The following is a 19758-nucleotide window of genomic DNA, read 5'->3' as shown; positions in this document are numbered from 1 at the left end:
CGGATCCCTGGGCGCTATTCCGTCGGGGGCGGGCCGGCGAGGACGTCCGCCAGGCGCGACTCCGGGGTCCACAGGAACGCGCGCCAGCCGGCCCGCCGGGCCGTCTCGACGTTGCCCTGTCGGTCGTCGATCAGGCAGTGCTCCTCCGGGCGCCGCCCGGTCCGCGACTCGACGACCCGGTAGAAGTCGAGGTCGCCCTTGCGGTACCCGACGTCGGCCGAGTAGTGGATCGCGGTGAACCGATCGCGCAGCCGCAGCGACTCCCACAGGTAGCGGGCCCGATGGTGCTCCTGCACGGTCGCGAGGTGCGCGTCGATCCCTCGCGCCCGGGCCTCCGCGAGGTCGGCGAGCAGCACGCCGTCGAGCGTGGCGTCCTGCGCGAACCAGTAGTCGACCAGGGCCCGCGACGAGGCGCCGCCGAGCTGCGGGAGGACGGCGTCGAGCCGGTCGAACAGGTCCGCGCGGCCGGCGGCCACGTCGTCGAAGTGCACCCGGAAGAACTGCCGGTCGAGCTCGTCCGGGTCGATCCCCAGGTCGGCGCGCAGGTCGGCCTGCCAGGGGCGGTCGTCGTCCCGGCGCACGACGACGCCGTCGACGTCCACCATCAGGGTCGGCGCGGTCATCGGTGCGTGGCCTCCCCGCTCGCGGCGGGCAGCGGCTCGCGCAGCCCGCTCGCGCGGCGCACAGGGTGCGCGACGGCGGCCCGGACGGCGGCGGCGCTCGCCACGACGCGCACGTGCTCCTGGGCGCGGGTCACCGCCGTGTACAGGAGCTCGCGGGTGAGCAGGGGCGAGCTCTCCGGGGGCAGGATCAGCGACACCCGCCGGAACTGGCTGCCCTGGGCCCGGTGCACGGTCATGGCATGCACCGTCTCGACCGGGGGCAGCCGGTGGGTGCGTACCCGCAGCGGGGCGCGCGGGTCGCCGAACACTGCCACGACCGCGCCGGCGCCGTCCTCAGCCGCATCGGGGTCCCCCTCGGCGACGAGGACGCCGGTGTCGCCGTTGTACAGGCCCACCTCCGCGTCGTTGCTGGTGACGAGCAGGGGCCGGCCCACGACCCACGGGGTGCCCAGGGTGGTCCCGTCGGCGGTGGCCTCCTCGACCCACGACTCGACCTGCGCCGCCCAGCGGGCCACACCGACCGGGCCGCGCCGGTGCGCCACCATCACCCGGTGGCGGGAGAGCGCCTCCAGCGCGCCGGCAGGGTCGCCCGCGCGGGCCGCGGCGACGAGGCTGCGGCCCGCGTCGATCGCGTCGTCGCGCAGGTCGCGTACCGCGCCCTCGTCGAGCCGTTCGGTGTCGGCCTCCACGAGCTCGACGCCGCCCGTGCCCGCGCGCAGGACGTCGAGCACGGCGTCGGCGTCCCCGTCCCGGATCGCGGCCGCGAGCGGCAGGATCGCGGAGTCCTCGCCCTGGCGGTGCACGGTCACGAGCCGCACCACCCCGTTGCCGAGCCCGGCGGGCTCGTCGCCCGTCAGGCCGGCGGCGTCGGTGGTGCCGCGGCCGCCGACCCGGGCGGGGGCGGGCGCGACCGGCGGGCGGGCGACCAGGTCGCCGAGCACCGCGCCGGCCTCGACTGAGGCGAGCTGGTCGGGGTCGCCCACCAGCACGAGGCGCGCGTCCGGGCGCAGCGCCTCCAGCAGCCGCGCCATGAGGGACAACGGCACCATCGAGGTCTCGTCCACGACGACGACGTCGTGCGGCAGGTGGTGGCCCGCGTGGTGCCGGAACCGCGTGGCGCTGCGGTAGCCGAGGAGCCGGTGCACCGTGGTGGCCTGGGGCCGGCCGGTGCGCGCGCGGTCGTCCGGGTCGAGACCGTCGACGACGTCGCGTACCGCCTCCTGCAGGCGGGCGGCCGCCTTGCCGGTGGGCGCGGCGAGAGCCACGCGCAGGCCCGGCGCGCCGGTGGCCCGGTCCGCGTCGTGTCCGGCGACGTCCTGCAGGACGGCGAGGAGCCGGGCCACGGTCGTGGTCTTGCCCGTGCCGGGCCCGCCGGTGAGGACGGTCAGCCGCCGGACGGCGGCGTGCTCGGCGGCGAGGCGCTGGCGCGCGTCGTCGGCGGTGGGGAAGAGGCGGAGGAGCGCGGCGTCGAGCCGGGCACCGTCCGGATCGAACGGCGCGGCGGCGAGCCGCGCGTCGACCAGGTGCCGCACCGTGAGCTCGTCCCGCCAGTAGCGGTCGAGGTAGAGCCGGCCACCGACCCAGCGGGCGGGCCGGTCGGCCGGCTCTCCGGTGCCGGGGGCCACGAGCGGGCTCGCCTCGATCGCCCGCACCCAGGCCGCGTGCTCGGGCCACGGCGGGGGAGCGGCCGGGGCGGCGCCGTCCGCGAGGAGGTCGCCGCGGTCCGCGTCCTCGGGCAGCGCGAGCGCCGCGAGCTCGTCGGGGTCGTCGAGCCGCACGCACACCGACCCGCCCCGCAGCGCCCGGACGGCGAGCGCGACCGCGAGCAGCACCGTCGGGTCGTCCTCGCCGGTGAGCCGGCCGAGCCGGGTCGCGACGTGCACGTCCGTCGCGGCCACCAGCCCGGCGGCGTTGAACTCCCGCAGCAGGCCCGGGGCGTCGACGGCCGCGCGGACGTCGCCGTCGACGACGTCGATGGTTGAGCCCGTCGAAACCCGGTTCGTGGTCTCGACAGGCTCGACCGGCGGACGGAGTGGCTCGACCGGCGGACGGGGTGGCTCGACCGACGGGTTCGGTGCGGCCGTCATACGTCGCCTCCGTCCAGCAGGTTTGACAGGCCAGGCACCAGTCCGCTCGGCGGGGCCCAGGCCACGACGCCGTACGGCGTGCCGTCGGGCCCGGTGGGTGTGGCGGGCCCGCACATGCCGCGCACGAACAGGTAGAGCCCGCCGCCGAGGTGCACGTCGGGGTCGTAGCCGGGCAGGCGCCAGGTGAGGTACCGGTGCAGAGCGACCAGGTAGAGCAGGAGCTGCAGCGGGTAGTGCGCGTGCAGCATTGCGTCGACGGTGGCCTCGGGGCGGTAGTCGTGCGCGGTGAGCGGGGTGTCGGGGACGCCGAGCCGGTTGGTCTTGTAGTCCACGACGAGGAAGCGGGGCTCGCCGTCGCGGGTGTGGTTGCCGGGCACCCTCAGCACCACGTCGATCGACCCGGTCAGGTACCCGCGCAGGCGTCGGTCGGTGGGGTCGGCCGCGGCGAGCTCGGCGAGCGCGGCCGGGTATCCCGCGAGCGGGTCGTCGTCGGCGAGGTACCGGCCGAGCAGCGCGGCGACGTCGGCCAGGGTCGCGCCCTGTGACGTGGCGGCCCGCGACGTCGCGCCGCCCGGCGCTTCGCCGTCGCCGCCGGCGAGCGGCAGCTCGAACTCGAGCTCGGCGAGCCGGTCGGCGGGCGCGACGTCCGCCAGGGTGCGCCCGGCGGCGAGCGGCCCCATCGGCGTGCGTGCGACCACCCCCAGGGCGGCGGCGAGCTCGGCGGGGTCGGTGCCCGGCACCCGCGACGTCGCGGCCGCCGCGCAGCGGGCGAGCAGCTCGGCGTCGAGGTCGGGGGCGGCGGTGTCGACGTACTCGAGGACCTCGTGCACGAGCGTGCCGAAGCCGGTGCCGGCGGGCAGGCCCGACATCGGGGACGGCAGGTCGGCGCCAGGCGCGTCGGCGGGCGTGGCGTCGTGCGACCCGGCCGAGCGCACGGCCGTGGGCGCGGCCTCGGCCGGCTCGTCCTGGATGCCGCCGCCCTCCGGCTCCGACTCGACGCCGCCGACGGACTCCGGGCCGGCCGGCGACCCGGGGCCCGAGGGAGCCGCCGCGAAGCCGCCCGCGTGACGCGCGTCGTGCGCCGCCGCCGTCAGGGCGGAGTACGACGCGCGCCGCCACGTCTGGTCCGGCACCCGGTCGAGGTGGGCGACGCCCAGCGCGGGCGGCTCCGCGGCGGGCGGGCGCCACCGAGCCGTCGAGGGCCGTGCGGGCACCTCCTCGAGCGCGATCGTGCCTGCGGAGCGGCCGGCGAGCGCGCCGAGCGCCGCGCGGACGGCGTCGTCGCGCATCGCCTGCTGCGAGGCATGCGGGGCGGGCTCACCGCCCAGGGTCCGCTCGCCCAGGGCGACGCGGGTCAGGGCCCCCTTGGCGCTGTTCGCCTTGGACGGCGCCCAGTGCGCCACCACCTGGTGACGGGCGCGGGTGAGCGCCACGTACAGCAGGCGCAGGTCCTCGCCGCCGTCCTCCGCCCGGTGCCGCTCCAGCGCCGCGTCGTACCCGAACGACCCGGGGCCGCCCACGTGCAGGATGCGGTGCCCGTCGCCGGTGTGGAACCGCAGCACCTCCGGCTGGCGGGGCTCGAACCGGTCCCAGGCGAACGGCACGTACACGACGCCGAACTCCAGGCCCTTGCTGGCGTGCACGGTGACGACCTGCACGGCCGCGGCGTCGGTCTCCAGCCGGCGGCTGCGCTCCTCGTCGTAGTCCTGGGCGGCCTCGCGGATGCGGCGGCGCAGCCAGGCCGTGAGCGCCGAGGCGCCCAGGCCCTCGGTCACGGCCGCGATGTGCAGCACCTCGCCCACGTGCCGCAGGTCGGTGAGGCGCCGCTCCCCGGTGCTGGTGCGCAGCAGGCGCTCGGCCAGCCCGTCGCGGGTCACGGCCTCCTGCAGGGCCGCCACCCCGCGCGAGCCGAGCAGCCGCGCCCAGCGCCGCACGGTGTCGGCGAGCGTGTCGTGGGCGGCGTCGTCCGCCGTGGCCAGGCGTTCCGCGTCCCAGCCGACGAACGGGGTCAGCGCGAGTGCCGCCGCCCGGCCGTGGGCACCCGGCTGCTCGAGCGCGGCGAGCAGCGTCAGCCAGTCCCGGGCCGACTCCGTGGCGAACACGCTGGACAGGCCGGACACGACGGCGGGCACGCCGCGTGCGACGAGCGCCGAGCGCACCGCCTCCGCCTGCGCGTTCGTGCGGGTCAGCACCGCGACGTCGCGTGTCTCGAGGGGGCGCCATGTGCCCCCGGTGGTCTCGACAGGCTCGACCGCCGGGGTTTCGACCGGCGAGGAAAACTCAGCCAGCAGCCGGTCGCGGCCGAGCCGGGCCGCGACGTCCGCCGCGACGTCGGCGGCGACGAGCTGGCGCGGCGACCCCACGGGCGGCGTCTCGCCGGGGGAGAGCCCGAGCGCGCCGCGCGTGACCTGGCGCAGCCGCAGCGGCGCGCCGCCGTCGAACCGCGAGCCCGCGTGCGCCGCGTCGACCGGGCGCACGACGATCCGCTCGTCGCCGAGGGCCGCGCCGCCCAGCACGGTGTCCAGCGCCCGGAGCAGGGGTTCGTCGCTGCGCCAGCTGGTGCCGAGGGTGGCGACGGCGGTGGCGTCCTGCTGGGCGTCGAGGTATGCGACCACGTCCGCGCCGCGGAAGGCGTAGATCGCCTGCTTCGGGTCGCCGATGAGCACCAGCGTGCGGTGGCCGTGGAAGGCGGTGCGCAGGATCTCCCACTGCACCGGGTCGGTGTCCTGGAACTCGTCGATCATCACCACGCGGTACCGGGACCGCACGCGCTCGGCGGCCGTCGGTCCGTGCACCGGGTCGACGAGGGCGTCGCGCAGCATGACCAGCAGATCGTCGTAGTCCATGAGGTGCTGGGCGCGCTTGCGCCGCAGCGTCTCGTCGCGCGTCGCGGCGGCCACGGCCCGGCGCAGCGCGCCCGGGGTGGACGGCGGCGCTCCGTCCGGCTCGGCCGGCTCGACGTCGGCCTGGTGGTCGCTCACCGCGGCCCGGCCCAGGTCGGCGGCCATGGACGGCGTGAGCGCGGGGTGCGCCTCGTCCGCGAACCGCCGCACGTACAGGTCGTCCGCGACCTCGCGCACGAGATCCGCGACGTCGGCCACGAAGGTGGCGGCGGGGTCGACGTCGGCCGCGATGCCGAGCGACGTGAGCATCTGCTGGCAGAAGCCGTGCGTCGTGGTGATCGTCGCCGCGTCGAGCTGCGAGAGGGCGGCGGCGAGGCGCGCCCGGCGGCGGTCCAGCTCGGCCGCGTCGACGTCGGCGAGCAGGGCCACCACCGGGTCGGAGCTGGACGCCGGGTCGGGCCCGCGCAGGGCCCGTTCGGCGCTCACCAGGCGCTCGCGCACCCGGTCGCGCAGCTCGGACGTCGCCGCGCGGCCGAAGGTGACGAGCATCAGCTCGCGCAGCTCCGCGCGGCCCTCGGCCACGAAGCGCGTCGCGAGCGCGGCGATCGTGAACGTCTTGCCGGTGCCCGCGCTCGCCTCGAGCACCGTGGTGCCCTCGGGCAGCGGGCCGCAGACGTCGAAGACGGGCCGGTCGGTGGCGTCTTGCGCGTAGGCCCCCGTGCCCGTGCCTGCCGCCGTCATGATGTGCCCTTCGTCTCGTGCGCCAGCAACGGGTCCCAGACGCGCCGTGCCAGCGCGCCCAGCCGGGTGGGGTCGTCGGGGAAGCGCCGGCGGTCGTCGTCGTCCGGGGTGCCGGCGATCGCGTCGAGCGTGGCGCCGTCGCCCCACACCAGCAGGTGGTACGGGTCGGCCTTCTCGAAGCCGCCGTTCCACGTGTACCGGGCCTCGCTGATCGCCTGGCCGGGATCGCCCGTGCCGCCGGCGCGCGAGACGGCGTACGCGTGCGCGGCCTCGGTCGGCAGGGGCAGCGGCGCCCGAGCCGCCTCCGCGCGCAGGGCGACCAGGTCGTCGAGCAGGCTCGCGGCCTCGGCGGCGTCGGGGGCCTGCAGCAGGCTCCACGCCGCTTTGGCACCGCGGCCCGGTGCGCGACCGACCGTGCCCGCGTGCCACCGCTGGCCCTCGGGGAGGCCGCCGTCGTCGCCCGACGCCGCGAGCGCGAGCGTCTGCACCCAGGCGCGCAGCCGGTGCTTGGGGCCCAGCTTCGAGTACTCCGCGCGGACCACCCGGCCGCCGTGCACGCCGGGCACCGTGCCGGTGACCAGAGCCCCGGACGGCAGGGCGGCGGCCACGTCGACGGCGCGCGCGGGCTGGTCGGTGCGGACCTGTCGCGCCAGCACCTCCACGGGCTGCACCCGGTCGACGACGTCGCGCAGGGCGGTGCGGCCGAGCTCGCGCGGCGGCGCCTGGCCCCGACGCCACTCGGCCTGGAAGGCGCGCGCGGGGTCGGTGCCGCCGAGCACGGCGGTCAGGAGGCGGTCGCCGGCGCCCCACGCCGCGAGCGGCGGCATGGTCAGGGGCAGCCGGTCGTCGACCTCGTCCTCGTCCTGCGTGAGCAGCACGCCGAGCGTGGTGCGGACGAACCAGCGCGCGGGGTGCTCGAGCAGCCGCACCAGCTCGTCGAGGTCGACCTCGGTGCCGCCGTCGCCGCCCGCGGCCGCGACGTCCAGCGGGCCCGGCACGAGCAATCCGGGCTCGGTGCGTTCCGCACGCCCGGCCAGGGCGCCCCGGAAGGCGGCGGCGTCGAAGCTGAACGGCCCGGGGACGCCCAGCGCGCCGGGCTCGAAGTTGCGCTCGCCCACCACCTGCAGCGGGTGCCGCACCACCACCTGCTCGCGCGCCGGGCGGCCGACCGCGGTGGTGCCGAGCCGGTCGAGCGCATCGAGCAGCTCCGCGACGGGCACCGCCGGCGGCCGCGCCGCGCCGGTGCGCTCGTCGGCGCCGGAGTGCAGCACCACGAGGTGCTCGCGCGCCGCCGTGAGCGCGTCGAGGAAGATCTGCCGGTCCTCGCTGCGCCGGTCGCGTTCGCCCAGGCAGGCGTCGCGGGCCAGCAGGTCGTCGCCGTCCGGGGTGGCCGAGCGCGGGAACGCGCCGTCCTCCATCCCCAGCAGGCAGACCACCCGGTGCGGCACCGCGCGCATCGGCTCCAGCGAGCACACCGTGAGCGCGCCGGTGCGGAAGCCCGCGCGGGTCGGCCGGCCGGCCAGCCGGTCGGCGAGCAGGGCGCGGACGTCCTCGAGGCGCAGCGCGGAGCCCGCGCGCCCGGTGCCCGACGTGCCCGCAGCCCGGACGTCGCCCAGCACCCGCCGGGCCTGCATGGTCTGCCACGCGTCGTCAGGAGCGGGATCGGTCAGCAGGGTCACGGCCCGGTCGAGCGCGTCGAGCCAGTGCTCCAGCGGGTGGGTGCCGTCGAGGTCGGCGAGCAGCCCCGTCAGCCGGGACACGAGCTCGGCGAACCGGCCCGCCACCTCGACGTCGGTGGAACCCACGTCGTCCAGCGGCAGCGCCGGGCCCACGAAGCGCGAGTCCTCCTCGGCCATCGCGACGCCCAGCAGCACGCGGTCCAGGGCCGCGTCCCAGGTGCCCTGCCGCACGCGTGGGTCGATGCCGAACCGCGCCCGCCGCGACCCGTCCTCGCCCCAGCGCACGCCGACCTCCACGGCCCAGGTGCGCCAGCGGTCCAGGTCGTCGTCCGACAGCCGGAAGCGACGACGCACGGGCTCGCTCGCGGCGAGGTCGAGCACCTCGGACGCCGTGACGCGGCCGTCGGCCAGGCGCAGCAGGGTGGCCAGGACGCCGAGCACCGGGTTGACGACGCCGGGCCCGCGGTCGGCGAGGCTGACGCGCAGTCGCTGGCCGGGGTGCACCTGCGTGACCCCGTCGGGCACGGTGCCGAACGTGGCCGTCACGAGCGGGGCGAACGACTCGACGTCCGGGCACATGACGATGACGTCACGGGGCTCCAGCGTCGGGTCGGCGGCGAACAGCCCGGTGAGCACCTCGCGCAGCACCTCGACCTGCCGCGCGCGGCCGTGGCACGCGTGCACCTGGACGCTGCGGTCCTCCGGCGTGAGAGGGCGCGGCGGCGCGTCCGGGTCGTCGTCGCGCAGGGCCGCCTGCAGCGCGCCGAGCAGCGTGGCGGGCGGCGTGGGAGCCGGGTGGGACGTGACGCCAACCGTGGGGGACGCGTCATCTTCGTTCGGTTCGTCGAGCGCGCCCGACAGCCGCAGCTGCAGCTCGACGGCGTCGCGCGCGGTGGACGCGAGCAGCGGATGGCGGGCGACGGGCGGCAGGTCGTCGCGCCGGACGCCGGGGGCGGGCAGGCCCGCGACCGTCTCCCAGAGGGCGGGCGAGGGGTGCGGCAGCCAGAGGTGGACGTCGCGGTGCAGGGCGAGCGCGCGCAGCACCCGCAGCTGGTCCTCGGGCAGCCGCGTCGGGCCGAAGACGGACAGCCGGGCGGGCAGGTCGACGGCGGAGGGGTCGGCGGCGAGCGTCGCGACGGCCGTGGCCAGCACCTCGGCGGGGCCGGGGGCGTCCACCCGGGCCCGCACGAGCCGCCACAGCCGCGGCTGCCATTCCAGGTCGGCGGGGAAGGGCGCGCCGTCGGCCCCTTCGTCGGCACCGTCCTGCCAGCCGGTGAGGAGCCCGGGGCGCTGCTGGGCGTAGCCGGCGAAGAGGCCGGCCACGCGCTGCGCCAGGGCGATCCGCCGCGACCGGCGCACGGGGTCGCCGTCCGCCCCCACGTACCGGGCGAGCGGGGCCGCCCAGGGCTCGTCGAGCGACGCGTCGATCGTCTCGAGCACCGGCCACACGAGGCGGGCGCGACGCCAGGGGTCGTCGTCGGCCTCGACGCCGGTCACCGCCGTCACCGCGGACGCGACCAGCCGGGCGGGGGAGCTGAAGTCCACGTTGGCGCACACGCCCGCGCCCGACCCGTCGTCCGGCCTGCCGCCGGTGCCCAGACGGTGCGACAGCCGCTGCGCCAGCCACCGCTCGATCCCGCGCGTGGGCACGGCCACGACGTCGGGGGTGAACGGGTCGTCGGGGGGCTCGGCGAGCACGTCGGCCAGGGGCGCGACGAGCGCATCGGCGCGCTCGGATCGGTGGACGTGCAGCACGTCGGCCAGGGTACGGGCCTGCGCCGACACGGACACCCGCGCATCCACAGCCCCGTCGAACAGGTCCTTCCGCCGGAAGGCGCAACGCGGGTTCCGACCTGCGCACCAAGACCGGACGGGGCCCCGACGGAAGCCTGGTGGTCACCGGCGCGGACGGCGCCGGCGCACGAGCGGGACGACAGGGGAGGACGGATGACCACCATCCGGATCGAGGGGCTGCACAAGTCCTACGGCGGCTTCGAGGCCGTGCACGACGTCGGGTTCACGGCCGCACCGGGCCGCGTCGTCGGGCTGCTGGGGCCCAACGGCGCGGGCAAGAGCACCACGCTGCACGTGCTGCTCGGCCTGTCCCGCGCGGACGCCGGCACCGCGACGTTCGACGACCGCCGGTACGCCGACCTCGAGCGCCCGGCCCGCGTCGTCGGGGCGCTGCTCGACGCGGGCGGCCTGCACCCCGGCCGCACCGGCCGCGACCACCTTCGCGTGCTCGCGTCGGCGTCCCGGTTGCCCGCGCGCCGGGTGGACGAGGTGCTCGCCGCCGTCGGCATGACGCCCGCCGCGGACCGCCGCGTGCGCACCTACTCCCTCGGCATGAAGCAGCGGCTGGGGATCGCCGCCGCCCTGCTGGGCCGGCCGGAGGTGCTGGTCCTCGACGAGCCCGCCAACGGGCTCGACCCCGCGGGGATGCGCTGGCTGCGCGAGCTGCTGCGCTCCTTCGCCCACGACGGCGGCACGGTGCTGCTGGCCAGCCACGTGCTCGCCGAGGTCGCGCAGGTGGCCGACGACCTGGTCGTGATCGGCCAGGGCCAGGTCGTCGCCGCCGGCCCGATGGCCGACCTCGTCACCGACCGGTCCCTCGAGGACGTCTACCTCGACCTCACCGCCGCCACCGAAGGAGTGCGCTGATGTTCCCCGCCGAGCTTCGTGCCGAGCTGCTCAAGCTCCGGACCACCCGGACACCCTGGATCATCGCGGCCGTCGCGGCCGCGGGCATGGTCCTCACGCAGGTCCTCACCCTCGTGCTGCCGCGCACGCTGCGCACCCTGGAGGCGCTCAGCGGCGGGTCCGGCACCGACGCCGGGTTCCACGTCGGCGTGCAGGCGTCCCCGGGCGACACCACCGAGCTTCTGTCCGACCTCGCCGCGGCCACCGACCTCGGGGCCGCGTCGGCCCAGGGCGCCCTGCTCGACCTCATGGGCAACGGGCCCGCCGGCTCCGGCTCCAGCGGCGTCACGGCCCTGTGCATGCTGCTGCTCGGGGCGCTCGCCGCCACGACGGACTTCCGCACGGGCGGCATCGTGCCCACGGCGCTCGCCGTCCCCGACCGCCTGCGGATCCTCGCGGGCAAGGCGGGGGCGACCGCCACGGTGGCCCTCGTCACGGGCGCGGTGCTCGTCGTGGTCACGGCGCTCGGACTGGTCGTCGCCGTCGCGACGACGACCGGGGCGAGCCTCGCCATCAGCCCCGGGGAGGCCCTGGGCGGGTGGGGTCGCGGGCTCGCCGTCATGGTGCTGCTCGCGTGGCTCGGCCTCGCGGTGGGCACGCTCGTGCGCGGGCAGGTCGCGGCGGTCGTCGTGGTCGTGGCCCTCGCGCTCTTCGAGCCGATGGTGCAGGCCGCGACGCTCCTCCTGACGGGCGGTGCCTCGACGGCGACGTCGTGGCTGCCGATCACGCTCGGCTCCCTCGCGTCGGCGGGGCGGGGCACGGCCGAGCTGTTCGGCGGGACGCCGGCGGCAGGCATGGGCGCCGCCGCGGCGCTCGTCGGCCTGGTCGTCTGGGCGGCCCTGCTGCTCGTCACGGCCGGGGCGGTCTTCCGGCGGCGCGACCTCGCCTGACCTGACCGGTCTCGCCTGGTCTCGTCCGACGTCGCCCGGCCCCCGGACCCCGTACCGTGGGCCGGGCGACGCACGGCGACCGTGCCGCCCGCAACCCCTGCGACACTTTTCACCCCCTGTTCGGCCTCACCAGTCACCGGAGGAATCCGTGCTCGACGCGTTGCGCCGCCGCCTCGACGCCCTCGGCGTCCGGACCTCCACGGGTCGGGACGCCCTGCTCGGCGCCGTCGTCGCGGCGGTCTCCGTGGTGGTGTTCCTCACGGTGCTGCAGGTCGTGCCGTCAGACATCGGCGCCGCGTTCGGCGCGGACCCGTCGCTCGACGTCATGAGCGTCGGCGCCCGGACCACGGCGTGCGTGGTGCTGGTCGGGCAGGCGATGGCGCTGGCCCTGCGCCGCCGGTCGCCCCTGCTGTGCCTTTCGCTCACGCTGCTGGGCCAGCTCGCGCTGGTGCCGCTGCTGCCGGCGTTCGTGAACTTCCAGGCGCCGGCGGGCCTCGTCGCGGCGTACTCCCTCGGTGCCTACGCCTCGCGGCGGTCGGCGCTGTGGGTCGCGGGCACCACCGCCGTCGTGCAGGTGCTGCTCGGCTACGTCCTCGGCGGCCCGGCCACGGCGGACGAGCTCGGGGTCCCGGTCGCCACCCAGCTCGGGGGCGGGCTGGTGTCCGCCCTGATCACCTACCTCGGGGCCGTGCTCGTCGGTGCGTACGTGGGCACGCGGCGCGAGCTCCTGGCGCAGCTGCACGCCCGCGTGGAGCAGGCCGAGCGGCAGCGCGAGGTGCTGGCGGCGCGGGCCGTGCTCGCCGAGCGCGGGCGCATGGCTCGCGAGCTGCACGACGTCGCGGCGCACCACCTGTCCGGGATCGTCGTCCAGGCATCGGCCGCGGAGCGGCTCGTGGACCGCGACCCGGAGCGCGCGCGGGAGTCGCTGCGGTGGATTCGCGCGCAGGGGCGCGAGACGCTGGACAACCTGCGGCTCGTGGTCGGCATCCTGCGTGATTCGGCCACCCGGGACGACGACGCGCCGGCGGCCCCGCAGCCCACCCTCGCGGACGTGCCCGCGCTGCTCGACCTCGCCCGGAGCACCGGCACGCGCGTGCAGGAGCGGCGGCGCGGCGAGCGGTACGACCTCCCACCGACCGTGCAGCTCACGGTGTACCGGGTGCTCCAGGAGTCGCTCGCGAACGCGCGCCGGCATGCCCCCGGCAGTCCCGTGGAGGTCGCGACGGCGTACGACGACGTCGCGCTGGAGGTCACGGTGCGCAACGGCTCCGGCAGCCCGAACGGCCGCCTGGATGACGCAGAGCAGAGCCCCGAGGAGGGCCTGCCCGGGCACGGCGTGATCGGCATGACGGAGCGCGCCGTGCTGGTGGGCGGCACCCTCGCGGCCGGCCCGGTCGCCGGGGGCGGCTGGCAGGTGCGGCTCACGGTGCCCCGCGCCGTGGGCCCGACGGCGACCGAGCCCGAGACGACGCCCGAGCCCGTGCCCGTGCCCGTGCCCGGTGGCGCCGCGCGCCCGGACGGCGAGCGGGCGGACCGATGACGCGCGTCGTGCTGGTCGACGACCAGGCCGTGGTGCGCGCCGGGTTCACCGTGATCCTCGAGAGCGAGGGCCTGGAGGTGGTGGGCGAGGCGTCGAGCGGCGCCGACGCGGTGCGGGTGGCGCGCCGCGTGCGCCCCGACGTCGTGTGCATGGACGTGCGCATGCCCGGCGGCGACGGCATCACCGCGACGCGCGAGCTCGCCGGCCCGGACGTCGACGACCGGGTGCCGGTGCTCGTGGTGAGCACGTTCGACCTCGACGACTACGTGTTCGGCGCCCTCGAGGCGGGGGCGTCGGGCTTCCTGCTCAAGGACGCCGAGCCCGACGTGCTCGTGGACGCCGTGCGCCGCGTCGCCGCGGGGGACGGGCTGGTCGACCAGTCCCTCACCCGCCGGGTGATCGACGAGTTCGCCCGCCGCCGGGGCCCGGCGGCCCTCGACGAGGCGGCCGCGGGGCTGCTCACGCCCCGGGAGCGGGAGATCGTCGAGCTGCTGTGCCGCGGGTCGTCGAACGCGGAGATCGCGGCGAGCCTCTTCCTGGAGCCCAGCACGGTGAAGTCCCACCTGAGCCGGATCATGACCAAGACCGGCGCCCGCGACCGCGTGCAGCTCGTGGTGTGGGCGTACGACTCGGGCCTGGTCGTGCCGCGCGGCTGACCGCCTCCGGCGACGGCACGTTCACCTCGACCAACGAGTCGCTGCTCGGGCGGGTCAGTGCTCGAGCAGCTCGACGGCGGTGTCCAGGCAGTGCAGGGCGCTCGGCGGGTCGACGCGCACCAGGGTGAACGCGCTGATCACGAGGGCCGTGCAGACGTCGGCCAGCCGGCTGACCTCGGCCGGCCCGGCGTCCGGGAGCATCGCCGCGACCCCGCGGCCGAGCGCGTCGTACAGCTCGGCGCGGTAGTCGGCCACGGTCTGCCGGACGGCGTCGTCGCGCGCGATCGGCGAGCTCGAGGTGTTGACGAGCAGGCAGCCGGAGGTGCCCTGGATCTCGTCCGCGCGGGCGAGCGCGGCGCGCAGGCCGGCGAGGTAGGCGACGAGCGCGCCGGGGTCCACGTCGTCGGCGACCAGCGGGCGCAGGCGGGGGCGCACCACCTCGTCGAGGTAGCTCTGCACGGCCGCGTCGAACAGGCCGCGCTTGGACCCGAACGCGTGGTAGAGGCTCGACCGGTTCAGCCCGGTGGCCCGTTCCAGCGCGGGGACCGACGCCTCCGCGTAGCCGTCGTGCCAGAACACCTCGCGGGCCGCCCGGACCACCTGCACGGTCTCGAACCCCTGCGCCCTGCCCATCGTGCCTCCAAGTTGTGAAACGCTCGTTATAGTATATACAGTGGACCGACCGTTGCAGAATCGACCCGGCCGCCCCGGCCGGGCAGGCAGCAGGGGGCACCGATGGTCGGCACAGGACTGGTCCTGGCGGGGGTCGCCGCGGCGCTCCACGTGTACATCTTCTGGCTCGAGTCCCTCGCGTGGACCACGCCCCGGGCACGGGCCACGTTCGGCACCAGCGAGCCGGAGGCCGTCGCGACGCGCGAGCTGGCCTTCAACCAGGGCTTCTACAACCTGTTCCTCGCCGTCGTCACTGCGGTGGGCATCGTGCTCGTCGCGGCCGGGACCACGGGGGCCGGCGCGGCACTCGTCCTCGCCGGCACCGGCAGCATGCTGGCCGCCGCGCTCGTCCTGTTCCTGTCCTCGCCCGGCAAGCGCGGCGCGGCCCTCAAGCAGGGCGCCGTGCCGCTGCTCGCCGTCGTCGCGCTCGTCGTGGGCCTCGCGCTCTGACCTTCGCGCCACACCGCACGCCGCCACACCCGGAAGAAGGCTCCACCCGCATGTCCACGATCGTCAGCACCCAGGTCCAGCTCGCCGCCCGCCCCACCGGGTGGCCCGCGCCGGACGACTTCCGCACCGTGCAGGTCACCTACGGCGACCTCGAGCCCGGGCAGGTCCGCGTGGCCAACGAGTTCGTCTCCGTCGACCCGTACATGCGGGGGCGGATGAACGACGTCAAGAGCTACACCCCGCCGTTCCGGCTCGGGGAGACCATGACGGGCGGCGCGATCGGCCGCGTGGTGGAGTCCGCGTCGGACGACGTGCCCGCCGGCGCGGTGGTGCTGCACCAGCATGGCTGGCGCGACGTCGTCCAGGAGGACGCGCGCGGCTTCCGCATCGTCCCGGAGCTCCCGGGCGTGCCGCTGTCCCTGCACCTGGGCATCCTCGGCATGACGGGCCTCACCGGCTACGTCGGGCTCACCGCGATCGCGGGCATGCGGCCGGGGGACACCGTCTTCGTCTCGGGCGCGGCGGGGGCCGTCGGCACGGCCGCCGGCCAGATCGCGCGGCTGCTCGGCGCGGGGCGGGTCGTCGGCTCGGCCGGGTCGGCCGCGAAGGTCGAGCTGCTCACCTCGAAGTACGGCTACGACGCCGCCCTCAACTACAAGGACGCGCCCGTGCGCGAGCAGCTCCCCGAGCTGGTGCCCGGCGGCGTCGACGTCTTCTTCGACAACGTCGGCGGCGACCACCTCACCGCGGCGCTGGACGTCATGAACGACGGCGGGCGGATCGCGCTGTGCGGCGCCATCGCCGGCTACAACACCACGGACCGCGTGCCCGGGCCGGACAACATGGCGAACCTCATCACCCGCGGCCTGCGGATGCAGGGCTTCACGATCGGCGGGTACCTCCACCACGGGGCCGAGTTCCGCGAGCTCATGACCGGCTGGTTCTCCGAGGGCAAGATCGCCTACGACGAGACCGTCGTCGACGGCATCGAGAACGCCCCGCAGGCGTTCGTCGACATGATGCGCGGCGCCAACACCGGGAAGATGGTCGTCCGCATCGCCGGCTGATCCCGCACGCGTCGGTCGAGCTCGTCGAGACAGGGTTTCGACGAGCTCAACCAGCGGCCCGGGCGACGAACACCCACTCCAGCCCGGGCCGGTCCGGGGCGTCGCGCACCTGCTCGACGACGTAGCAGGTGTCGGCCAGCGACGCCTCGATCTCGTCGTGCTCGCGGAAACGCAGCGTGGAGTCGGAGTGCAGCACTCGCCCGTCCGCCAGCGCGATGGTGCCGCGGAAGGTGACGAAGGGCTCGGAGACGTCGGTCAGGTCGGTCCATGTCTCGACGACGCCGAACCCGGGCACGTCGGTGCGTGCGAAGGTGTGCTCCCGCGTCCAGCGTTCCCAGTAGCGGCGTGCCGGGTCACGGGTCTCGAAGACGAGGTACCCGCCCGGGGCGAGCGCCGCGCGGACGCCGCGCAGCGTCGCCGCCCAGTCGTCGTCCGTGAGGAAGACCTGCGCGACGTTGCCCGTCATCGTCGCGAGGTCCACCTGCAGGGCCGGCAGCGTGGTCGCGTCCCCGTGCAGCCAGCGCACGCGCTCGGCGCCGGGCTTGCCGCGCGCGACGTCGAGCGAGGCGGCCGCCGGGTCCACTCCCACGACGTCGAAACCCCTGTCCGCGAGCAGCACCCCGAACGTGCCCGTGCCGCAGCCGACGTCGAGCACGCGGCGCGCGCCGAGCTCGCGGGCGAGCGCCAGGTACGCGTCGAGGTCGCTGCGGTCCGGGTCGAGCGGGTCGTACAGCCGGGCCAGCGTGGGGTCGTCGAAGATCGCGTCGGGCATGGTCCGACGCTAGGGAAGGGTGGGCGCTCCGTTCCAGCGAATTGGTGTGCGCCGCGCCGTCAGCCCTGCGCGGACGCCCCCACGTAGGTGGTCTCGTCGAGACCGGACTGGGTGGGGTCGTGGTCGACCTCGCCGACGTCGTACATCGTGGTCATCCAGTGGTAGAAGTTGTCGCCGCGCTCGCGCAGCACCTGGTACAGCCGCCGCATCATGGCCCGCCGGACCTCGCCCATCTCGGGGTGGTGGTAGACGTTGGACAGCTCGTCGGGGTCGTTGTGCAGGTCGTACAGCTCGTTCGTGGAGTCGGGGTTGACCACGAGCTTGTACCGGTCGGTGCGCAGCATGCGCTGTGGGTACGGGAAGTGGTGCCCGTGGAACTCGCAGACGATGTCCTCGGCCCACTCGGGGCTCTCGCCGGCTGCCAGCGGGACGAGTGACCGGGAGTCCACCGCCGGCGCGGGATCGATCCCCGCAAGCTCGAGGATCGTGGCCGTGCAGTCCAGCAGGCTGACGAACTCGGTGCGGACCTGTCCTGCCGGCCCGCCGGGGATCCGGAGGATGCCGGGGGTGCGGTAGATGTCCTCGTACATCGCCGGGCCCTTGTCGTGCAGGCGGTGGGCGCCGGTGAACTCGCCGTGGTCGCAGGAGAAGAAGACCGCGGTCTCGTCGGTGAGGCCGAGCCGGTCGAGCGCGTCCAGCACCCGCCCGATCTCAAGGTCGATCATCGCTACGTAGCCCCAGTAGACGGCGATCAGCTTGCGTGTCGTCTCGATCGGCATCGTGTCGAACGTCCAGTGCGCGCTGTAGTTCGCCTGCACCGGCGGCTTGCCCGCGAACGTCTCCGCGATCGAGCGCGGCAGCTCGACGTCGGCCGGGTCGATCAGGTCGAAGTACTCGTCCGGCACGACGTAGGGCAGGTGCGGGCCGAAGAAGTTCAGCTCGAGGAAGAACGGCTTGGCGCCGCTGCGGAAGTCGTCGGCGTACCGCTCGAGCATCTCGATCGTGCGGGTGGCGAGGTAGTGCTCGAACGTCGCCTCGAGCGGCTGGTGCAGCCGTGCCGCAAGGAGGTTGCCCGGCCCGCCGTTGGGCAGCGTCCCGCGGACGCGGTCGCTGATCTCGTAGGGCGGCAGGTCGCGCTCGGCGAGGTAGTCCAGGTAGTCCGCGTGGTCGACGGCGTTGTGCCACCCGGGCAGATGGATCCCGTCGAGCCCGAGGTCGACGGGCTCCTTGTGGGTGCCCGCGTGCCACTTGCCCACCAGCCCGGCGTTGTAGCCGTGGGCGCGCAGGGCCTGCGGGAAAGCGAAGACGCCGTCGGCGAGGTCCTCCAGGTACCCGACGTTGCGCTCGTGGTTGGCCAGCAGCTTGTGGCGGAACGGCGCCTGACCGGTGAGCAGGCTCGCGCGGGCGGGCGTGCAGATCGCGGTCGGGGTGTACCAGCGGTCGAACCGGGTACCGCTCGCGGCGAGCGCGTCGAGGACCGGGGTGTGCGCCATCGGGTTGCCGTAGGCGCCGAGGGTGTCCACCCGGTGCTGGTCGGTCATGAGGAACAGGACGTTCGTGCGCCTCGTGTCGCTCGGTCCGGTCGCAGCGGTCATGAGGTACTCCTTCGGGGTGGTGACGAGATGGAGGAGGCGCCGGGGCCTCCGGGATAGTCCGCGAGCAGGGACGTGCGGTGCTGCAGGGCGACGACAGCCCCGACAGCCCCGCCCGAGTCCCCGAGGTCGGAGGTGCGCACCCGGGGGCGGGCGCCGTCGATCGGGTGGACCTGGAACGTGACGGTCGAGGCGATCTGCTGCACGAACGGCGGGGCGACGGCGGCGAGGGCCCCGCCCACGACGACGTCGGTGGGGTTCAGCGCGAGCACGGTCGAGGCGAGCACCTGGCCGGTGGCGGTCCCCGCCTCGCGCAGCACGGCCTCGAGCGTCGGGTCGGCGCGGTCGACGGCCCGCTCGAGCTCGCGCAGCGAGCCGAGGTCGAGCCCGCGCTCGGCGCACGTGGCGAGGATCGCGGGGACGGAGGCCACGGTCTCCAGGCAGCCCTGCTTGCCGCACCGGCAGAGACGGCCGTCCTGGCGGACCGTGACGTGCCCGAGCTCGCCGGACAGGCCCCGCCCGCCGTGCACGAGCCGCCCGCCGACGACGATGCCGCCCCCGATACCGGTGGCCACGCGCAGGTACACGAGGTCCTGGTCGGTGCCCGGCGTCCGCACCGCCTCGGCGAGCGCGGCGAGCCGGGTGTTGGTGTCCAGCAGGGGCGAGAGCCCGAACCGGTCGTGCACGGCGTCCTCGACCTGCCTGCGGGCGGCAGCCGACGACTCCGTCGCCCCGGTGTGGTCCGCCGACCAGGCGGGGGAGTAGGGGCCGGGCAGCCCGACGCCGACGCCCTGGAGGGCGTCGAGGCGGGTCCCGGCGGCGGCGATCTCGTCGACCACCTCGAGCGCCGCGCGGACGCGCTCGTCCCACGCGGCGTCGGGGCTCACCTCGCGGTGCTCCGACGCGATCGCGTCGTGGCTCGCGTCGACGACCGCGACGTGCACCGCGGCGTGCGCGAGGTCGATGCCGAGGTACTGGCCGGACGCCGGGTCGAGCGCGAGCATCTCCGCGGGCCGTCCGGAGCCGCGGCGGCCGGCCGCGTCGGTGGCGACCACGCGGACGGCGCCCCGCTCGACGAGGTCGCCGACGATCTCCGACAGCGTGGTGCGCGACAGCCCCGTGGCGGCCGCGAGCTCGGCGCGGCGCAGGGCACCGTGCTCGCGGAGCGCGGCCAGCACATGCGCCTCGTGCCGCCATCGGAGGAGGGCGGGGGCCCCGGTGGTCGTCGTCACCGGGCCAGGGTAGGAACGATCCCGTTTTTCCGACAAGAAGCCGACAGAAAGATGTCTGCCGACCGGCGAGGAGGCGGGCAACAGGACGGAGAAGTTTCTGTCAGGTTGTTGACGGAAAAAAGGCCGCTCCTTAGCGTCCTGGAAGTCGCGGCCGACGAGCGTCGCCGCGACGCGTCGCCTCGAACGTGGCGACGTCCGAGACGAAGGAAGGCCG

General features: G+C 75.9%; 14 protein-coding genes. 6 read left to right on the top strand and 8 right to left on the bottom strand.

What is annotated here, in order from left to right:
• Positions 1–14: 14 nt before the first annotated feature.
• The 4 genes from AC1C2W_RS11620 to recC are packed head-to-tail and all read right to left on the bottom strand — an operon-like array spanning position 15 to position 9728.
• Positions 15–623: an HAD family hydrolase gene (locus AC1C2W_RS11620; protein ID WP_495389015.1), complete on the bottom strand. Its 609-nt coding sequence runs from the start codon at positions 621–623 to the stop codon at positions 15–17.
• Positions 620–2710, bottom strand: a complete 2091-nt coding sequence (recD, locus tag AC1C2W_RS11615; protein ID WP_495413173.1) for an exodeoxyribonuclease V subunit alpha — start codon at positions 2708–2710, stop codon at positions 620–622. Before recD ends, AC1C2W_RS11620 begins: the two co-directional genes overlap by 4 nt.
• Entirely contained in the window at positions 2707–6294 is a 3588-nt protein-coding gene (locus tag AC1C2W_RS11610) for a UvrD-helicase domain-containing protein (protein WP_495413172.1), read from the bottom strand. Before AC1C2W_RS11610 ends, recD begins: the two co-directional genes overlap by 4 nt.
• Complete coding sequence (recC, locus tag AC1C2W_RS11605) at positions 6291–9728, bottom strand: exodeoxyribonuclease V subunit gamma (RefSeq protein WP_495413171.1); 3438 nt, start codon at positions 9726–9728, stop codon at positions 6291–6293. The genes AC1C2W_RS11610 and recC overlap by 4 nt, the downstream gene beginning before the upstream one ends.
• Positions 9729–9920: 192 nt before the next feature.
• On the opposite strand from recC, the gene AC1C2W_RS11600 reads away from it, so the two are divergent.
• The 4 genes from AC1C2W_RS11600 (at position 9921) to AC1C2W_RS11585 (ending at position 13759) form a co-directional block, all read left to right on the top strand.
• Positions 9921–10634 carry an ABC transporter ATP-binding protein gene (locus AC1C2W_RS11600; RefSeq protein ID WP_495413170.1) on the top strand — a complete coding sequence of 238 codons (714 nt, stop codon included), beginning with the start codon at positions 9921–9923 and terminating at the stop codon, positions 10632–10634.
• Complete coding sequence (locus tag AC1C2W_RS11595) at positions 10634–11563, top strand: hypothetical protein (RefSeq protein ID WP_495413169.1); 930 nt, start codon at positions 10634–10636, stop codon at positions 11561–11563. The genes AC1C2W_RS11600 and AC1C2W_RS11595 overlap by 1 nt, the downstream gene beginning before the upstream one ends.
• A gap of 148 nt (positions 11564–11711) precedes the next feature.
• Positions 11712–13103, top strand: a complete 1392-nt coding sequence (locus AC1C2W_RS11590) for a histidine kinase (RefSeq protein WP_495413168.1) — start codon at positions 11712–11714, stop codon at positions 13101–13103.
• On the top strand, positions 13100–13759 hold the full coding sequence (locus AC1C2W_RS11585) for a response regulator (protein WP_495389008.1): 660 nt from the start codon (positions 13100–13102) through the stop codon (positions 13757–13759). Before AC1C2W_RS11590 ends, AC1C2W_RS11585 begins: the two co-directional genes overlap by 4 nt.
• A gap of 54 nt (positions 13760–13813) precedes the next feature.
• Here the strand turns inward: AC1C2W_RS11585 and AC1C2W_RS11580 are convergent, their stop codons facing one another.
• A complete protein-coding gene (locus AC1C2W_RS11580; RefSeq protein ID WP_495413167.1) occupies positions 13814–14392 on the bottom strand; it encodes a TetR/AcrR family transcriptional regulator in 579 nt (192 codons plus the stop codon).
• 102 nt (positions 14393–14494) lie between these two features.
• On the opposite strand from AC1C2W_RS11580, the gene AC1C2W_RS11575 reads away from it, so the two are divergent.
• Both AC1C2W_RS11575 and AC1C2W_RS11570 read left to right on the top strand, forming a co-directional pair.
• Positions 14495–14881, top strand: a complete 387-nt coding sequence (locus AC1C2W_RS11575; RefSeq protein WP_495389006.1) for a DUF1304 domain-containing protein — start codon at positions 14495–14497, stop codon at positions 14879–14881.
• A 50-nt stretch (positions 14882–14931) separates the two neighbouring features.
• The gene (locus tag AC1C2W_RS11570) at positions 14932–15948 is read left to right on the top strand and encodes an NADP-dependent oxidoreductase (protein WP_495413166.1); all 1017 of its coding nucleotides are present in this window, start codon (positions 14932–14934) and stop codon (positions 15946–15948) included.
• A 46-nt stretch (positions 15949–15994) separates the two neighbouring features.
• Here the strand turns inward: AC1C2W_RS11570 and AC1C2W_RS11565 are convergent, their stop codons facing one another.
• From AC1C2W_RS11565 to AC1C2W_RS11555, 3 genes are read right to left on the bottom strand one after another with little or no spacing between them, the layout of a single operon-like run.
• On the bottom strand, positions 15995–16720 hold the full coding sequence (locus tag AC1C2W_RS11565) for a class I SAM-dependent methyltransferase (protein ID WP_495413165.1): 726 nt from the start codon (positions 16718–16720) through the stop codon (positions 15995–15997).
• Positions 16721–16779: 59 nt separating this feature from the next.
• Entirely contained in the window at positions 16780–18315 is a 1536-nt protein-coding gene (locus AC1C2W_RS11560; protein ID WP_495389003.1) for a sulfatase family protein, read from the bottom strand.
• Positions 18312–19544: an ROK family transcriptional regulator gene (locus tag AC1C2W_RS11555; RefSeq protein ID WP_495413164.1), complete on the bottom strand. Its 1233-nt coding sequence runs from the start codon at positions 19542–19544 to the stop codon at positions 18312–18314. The genes AC1C2W_RS11560 and AC1C2W_RS11555 overlap by 4 nt, the downstream gene beginning before the upstream one ends.
• Positions 19545–19758 lie beyond the last annotated feature (214 nt).

Source organism: Isoptericola sp. Y581 (genome assembly GCF_059445475.1).
The sequence above is the reverse complement of the archived record's forward strand: the minus strand, read 5'-3'. Positions and strand labels throughout refer to the sequence as shown.

Bases quoted from the DNA above. Each gene is read 5' to 3' on its own strand.
- AC1C2W_RS11585 (WP_495389008.1), top strand. From the start codon at position 13,100: ATGACGCGCGTCGTGCTGGTCGACGACCAGGCCGTGGTGCGCGCCGGG.
- AC1C2W_RS11595 (WP_495413169.1), top strand. From the start codon at position 10,634: ATGTTCCCCGCCGAGCTTCGTGCCGAGCTGCTCAAGCTCCGGACCACC.
- AC1C2W_RS11575 (WP_495389006.1), top strand. From the start codon at position 14,495: ATGGTCGGCACAGGACTGGTCCTGGCGGGGGTCGCCGCGGCGCTCCAC.
- AC1C2W_RS11565 (WP_495413165.1), bottom strand. From the start codon at position 16,720: ATGCCCGACGCGATCTTCGACGACCCCACGCTGGCCCGGCTGTACGAC.
- AC1C2W_RS11570 (WP_495413166.1), top strand. From the start codon at position 14,932: ATGTCCACGATCGTCAGCACCCAGGTCCAGCTCGCCGCCCGCCCCACC.
- AC1C2W_RS11580 (WP_495413167.1), bottom strand. From the start codon at position 14,392: ATGGGCAGGGCGCAGGGGTTCGAGACCGTGCAGGTGGTCCGGGCGGCC.
- AC1C2W_RS11600 (WP_495413170.1), top strand. From the start codon at position 9,921: ATGACCACCATCCGGATCGAGGGGCTGCACAAGTCCTACGGCGGCTTC.
- AC1C2W_RS11610 (WP_495413172.1), bottom strand. From the start codon at position 6,294: ATGACGGCGGCAGGCACGGGCACGGGGGCCTACGCGCAAGACGCCACC.
- AC1C2W_RS11620 (WP_495389015.1), bottom strand. From the start codon at position 623: ATGACCGCGCCGACCCTGATGGTGGACGTCGACGGCGTCGTCGTGCGC.
- recD (WP_495413173.1), bottom strand. From the start codon at position 2,710: ATGACGGCCGCACCGAACCCGTCGGTCGAGCCACCCCGTCCGCCGGTC.
- AC1C2W_RS11560 (WP_495389003.1), bottom strand. From the start codon at position 18,315: ATGACCGCTGCGACCGGACCGAGCGACACGAGGCGCACGAACGTCCTG.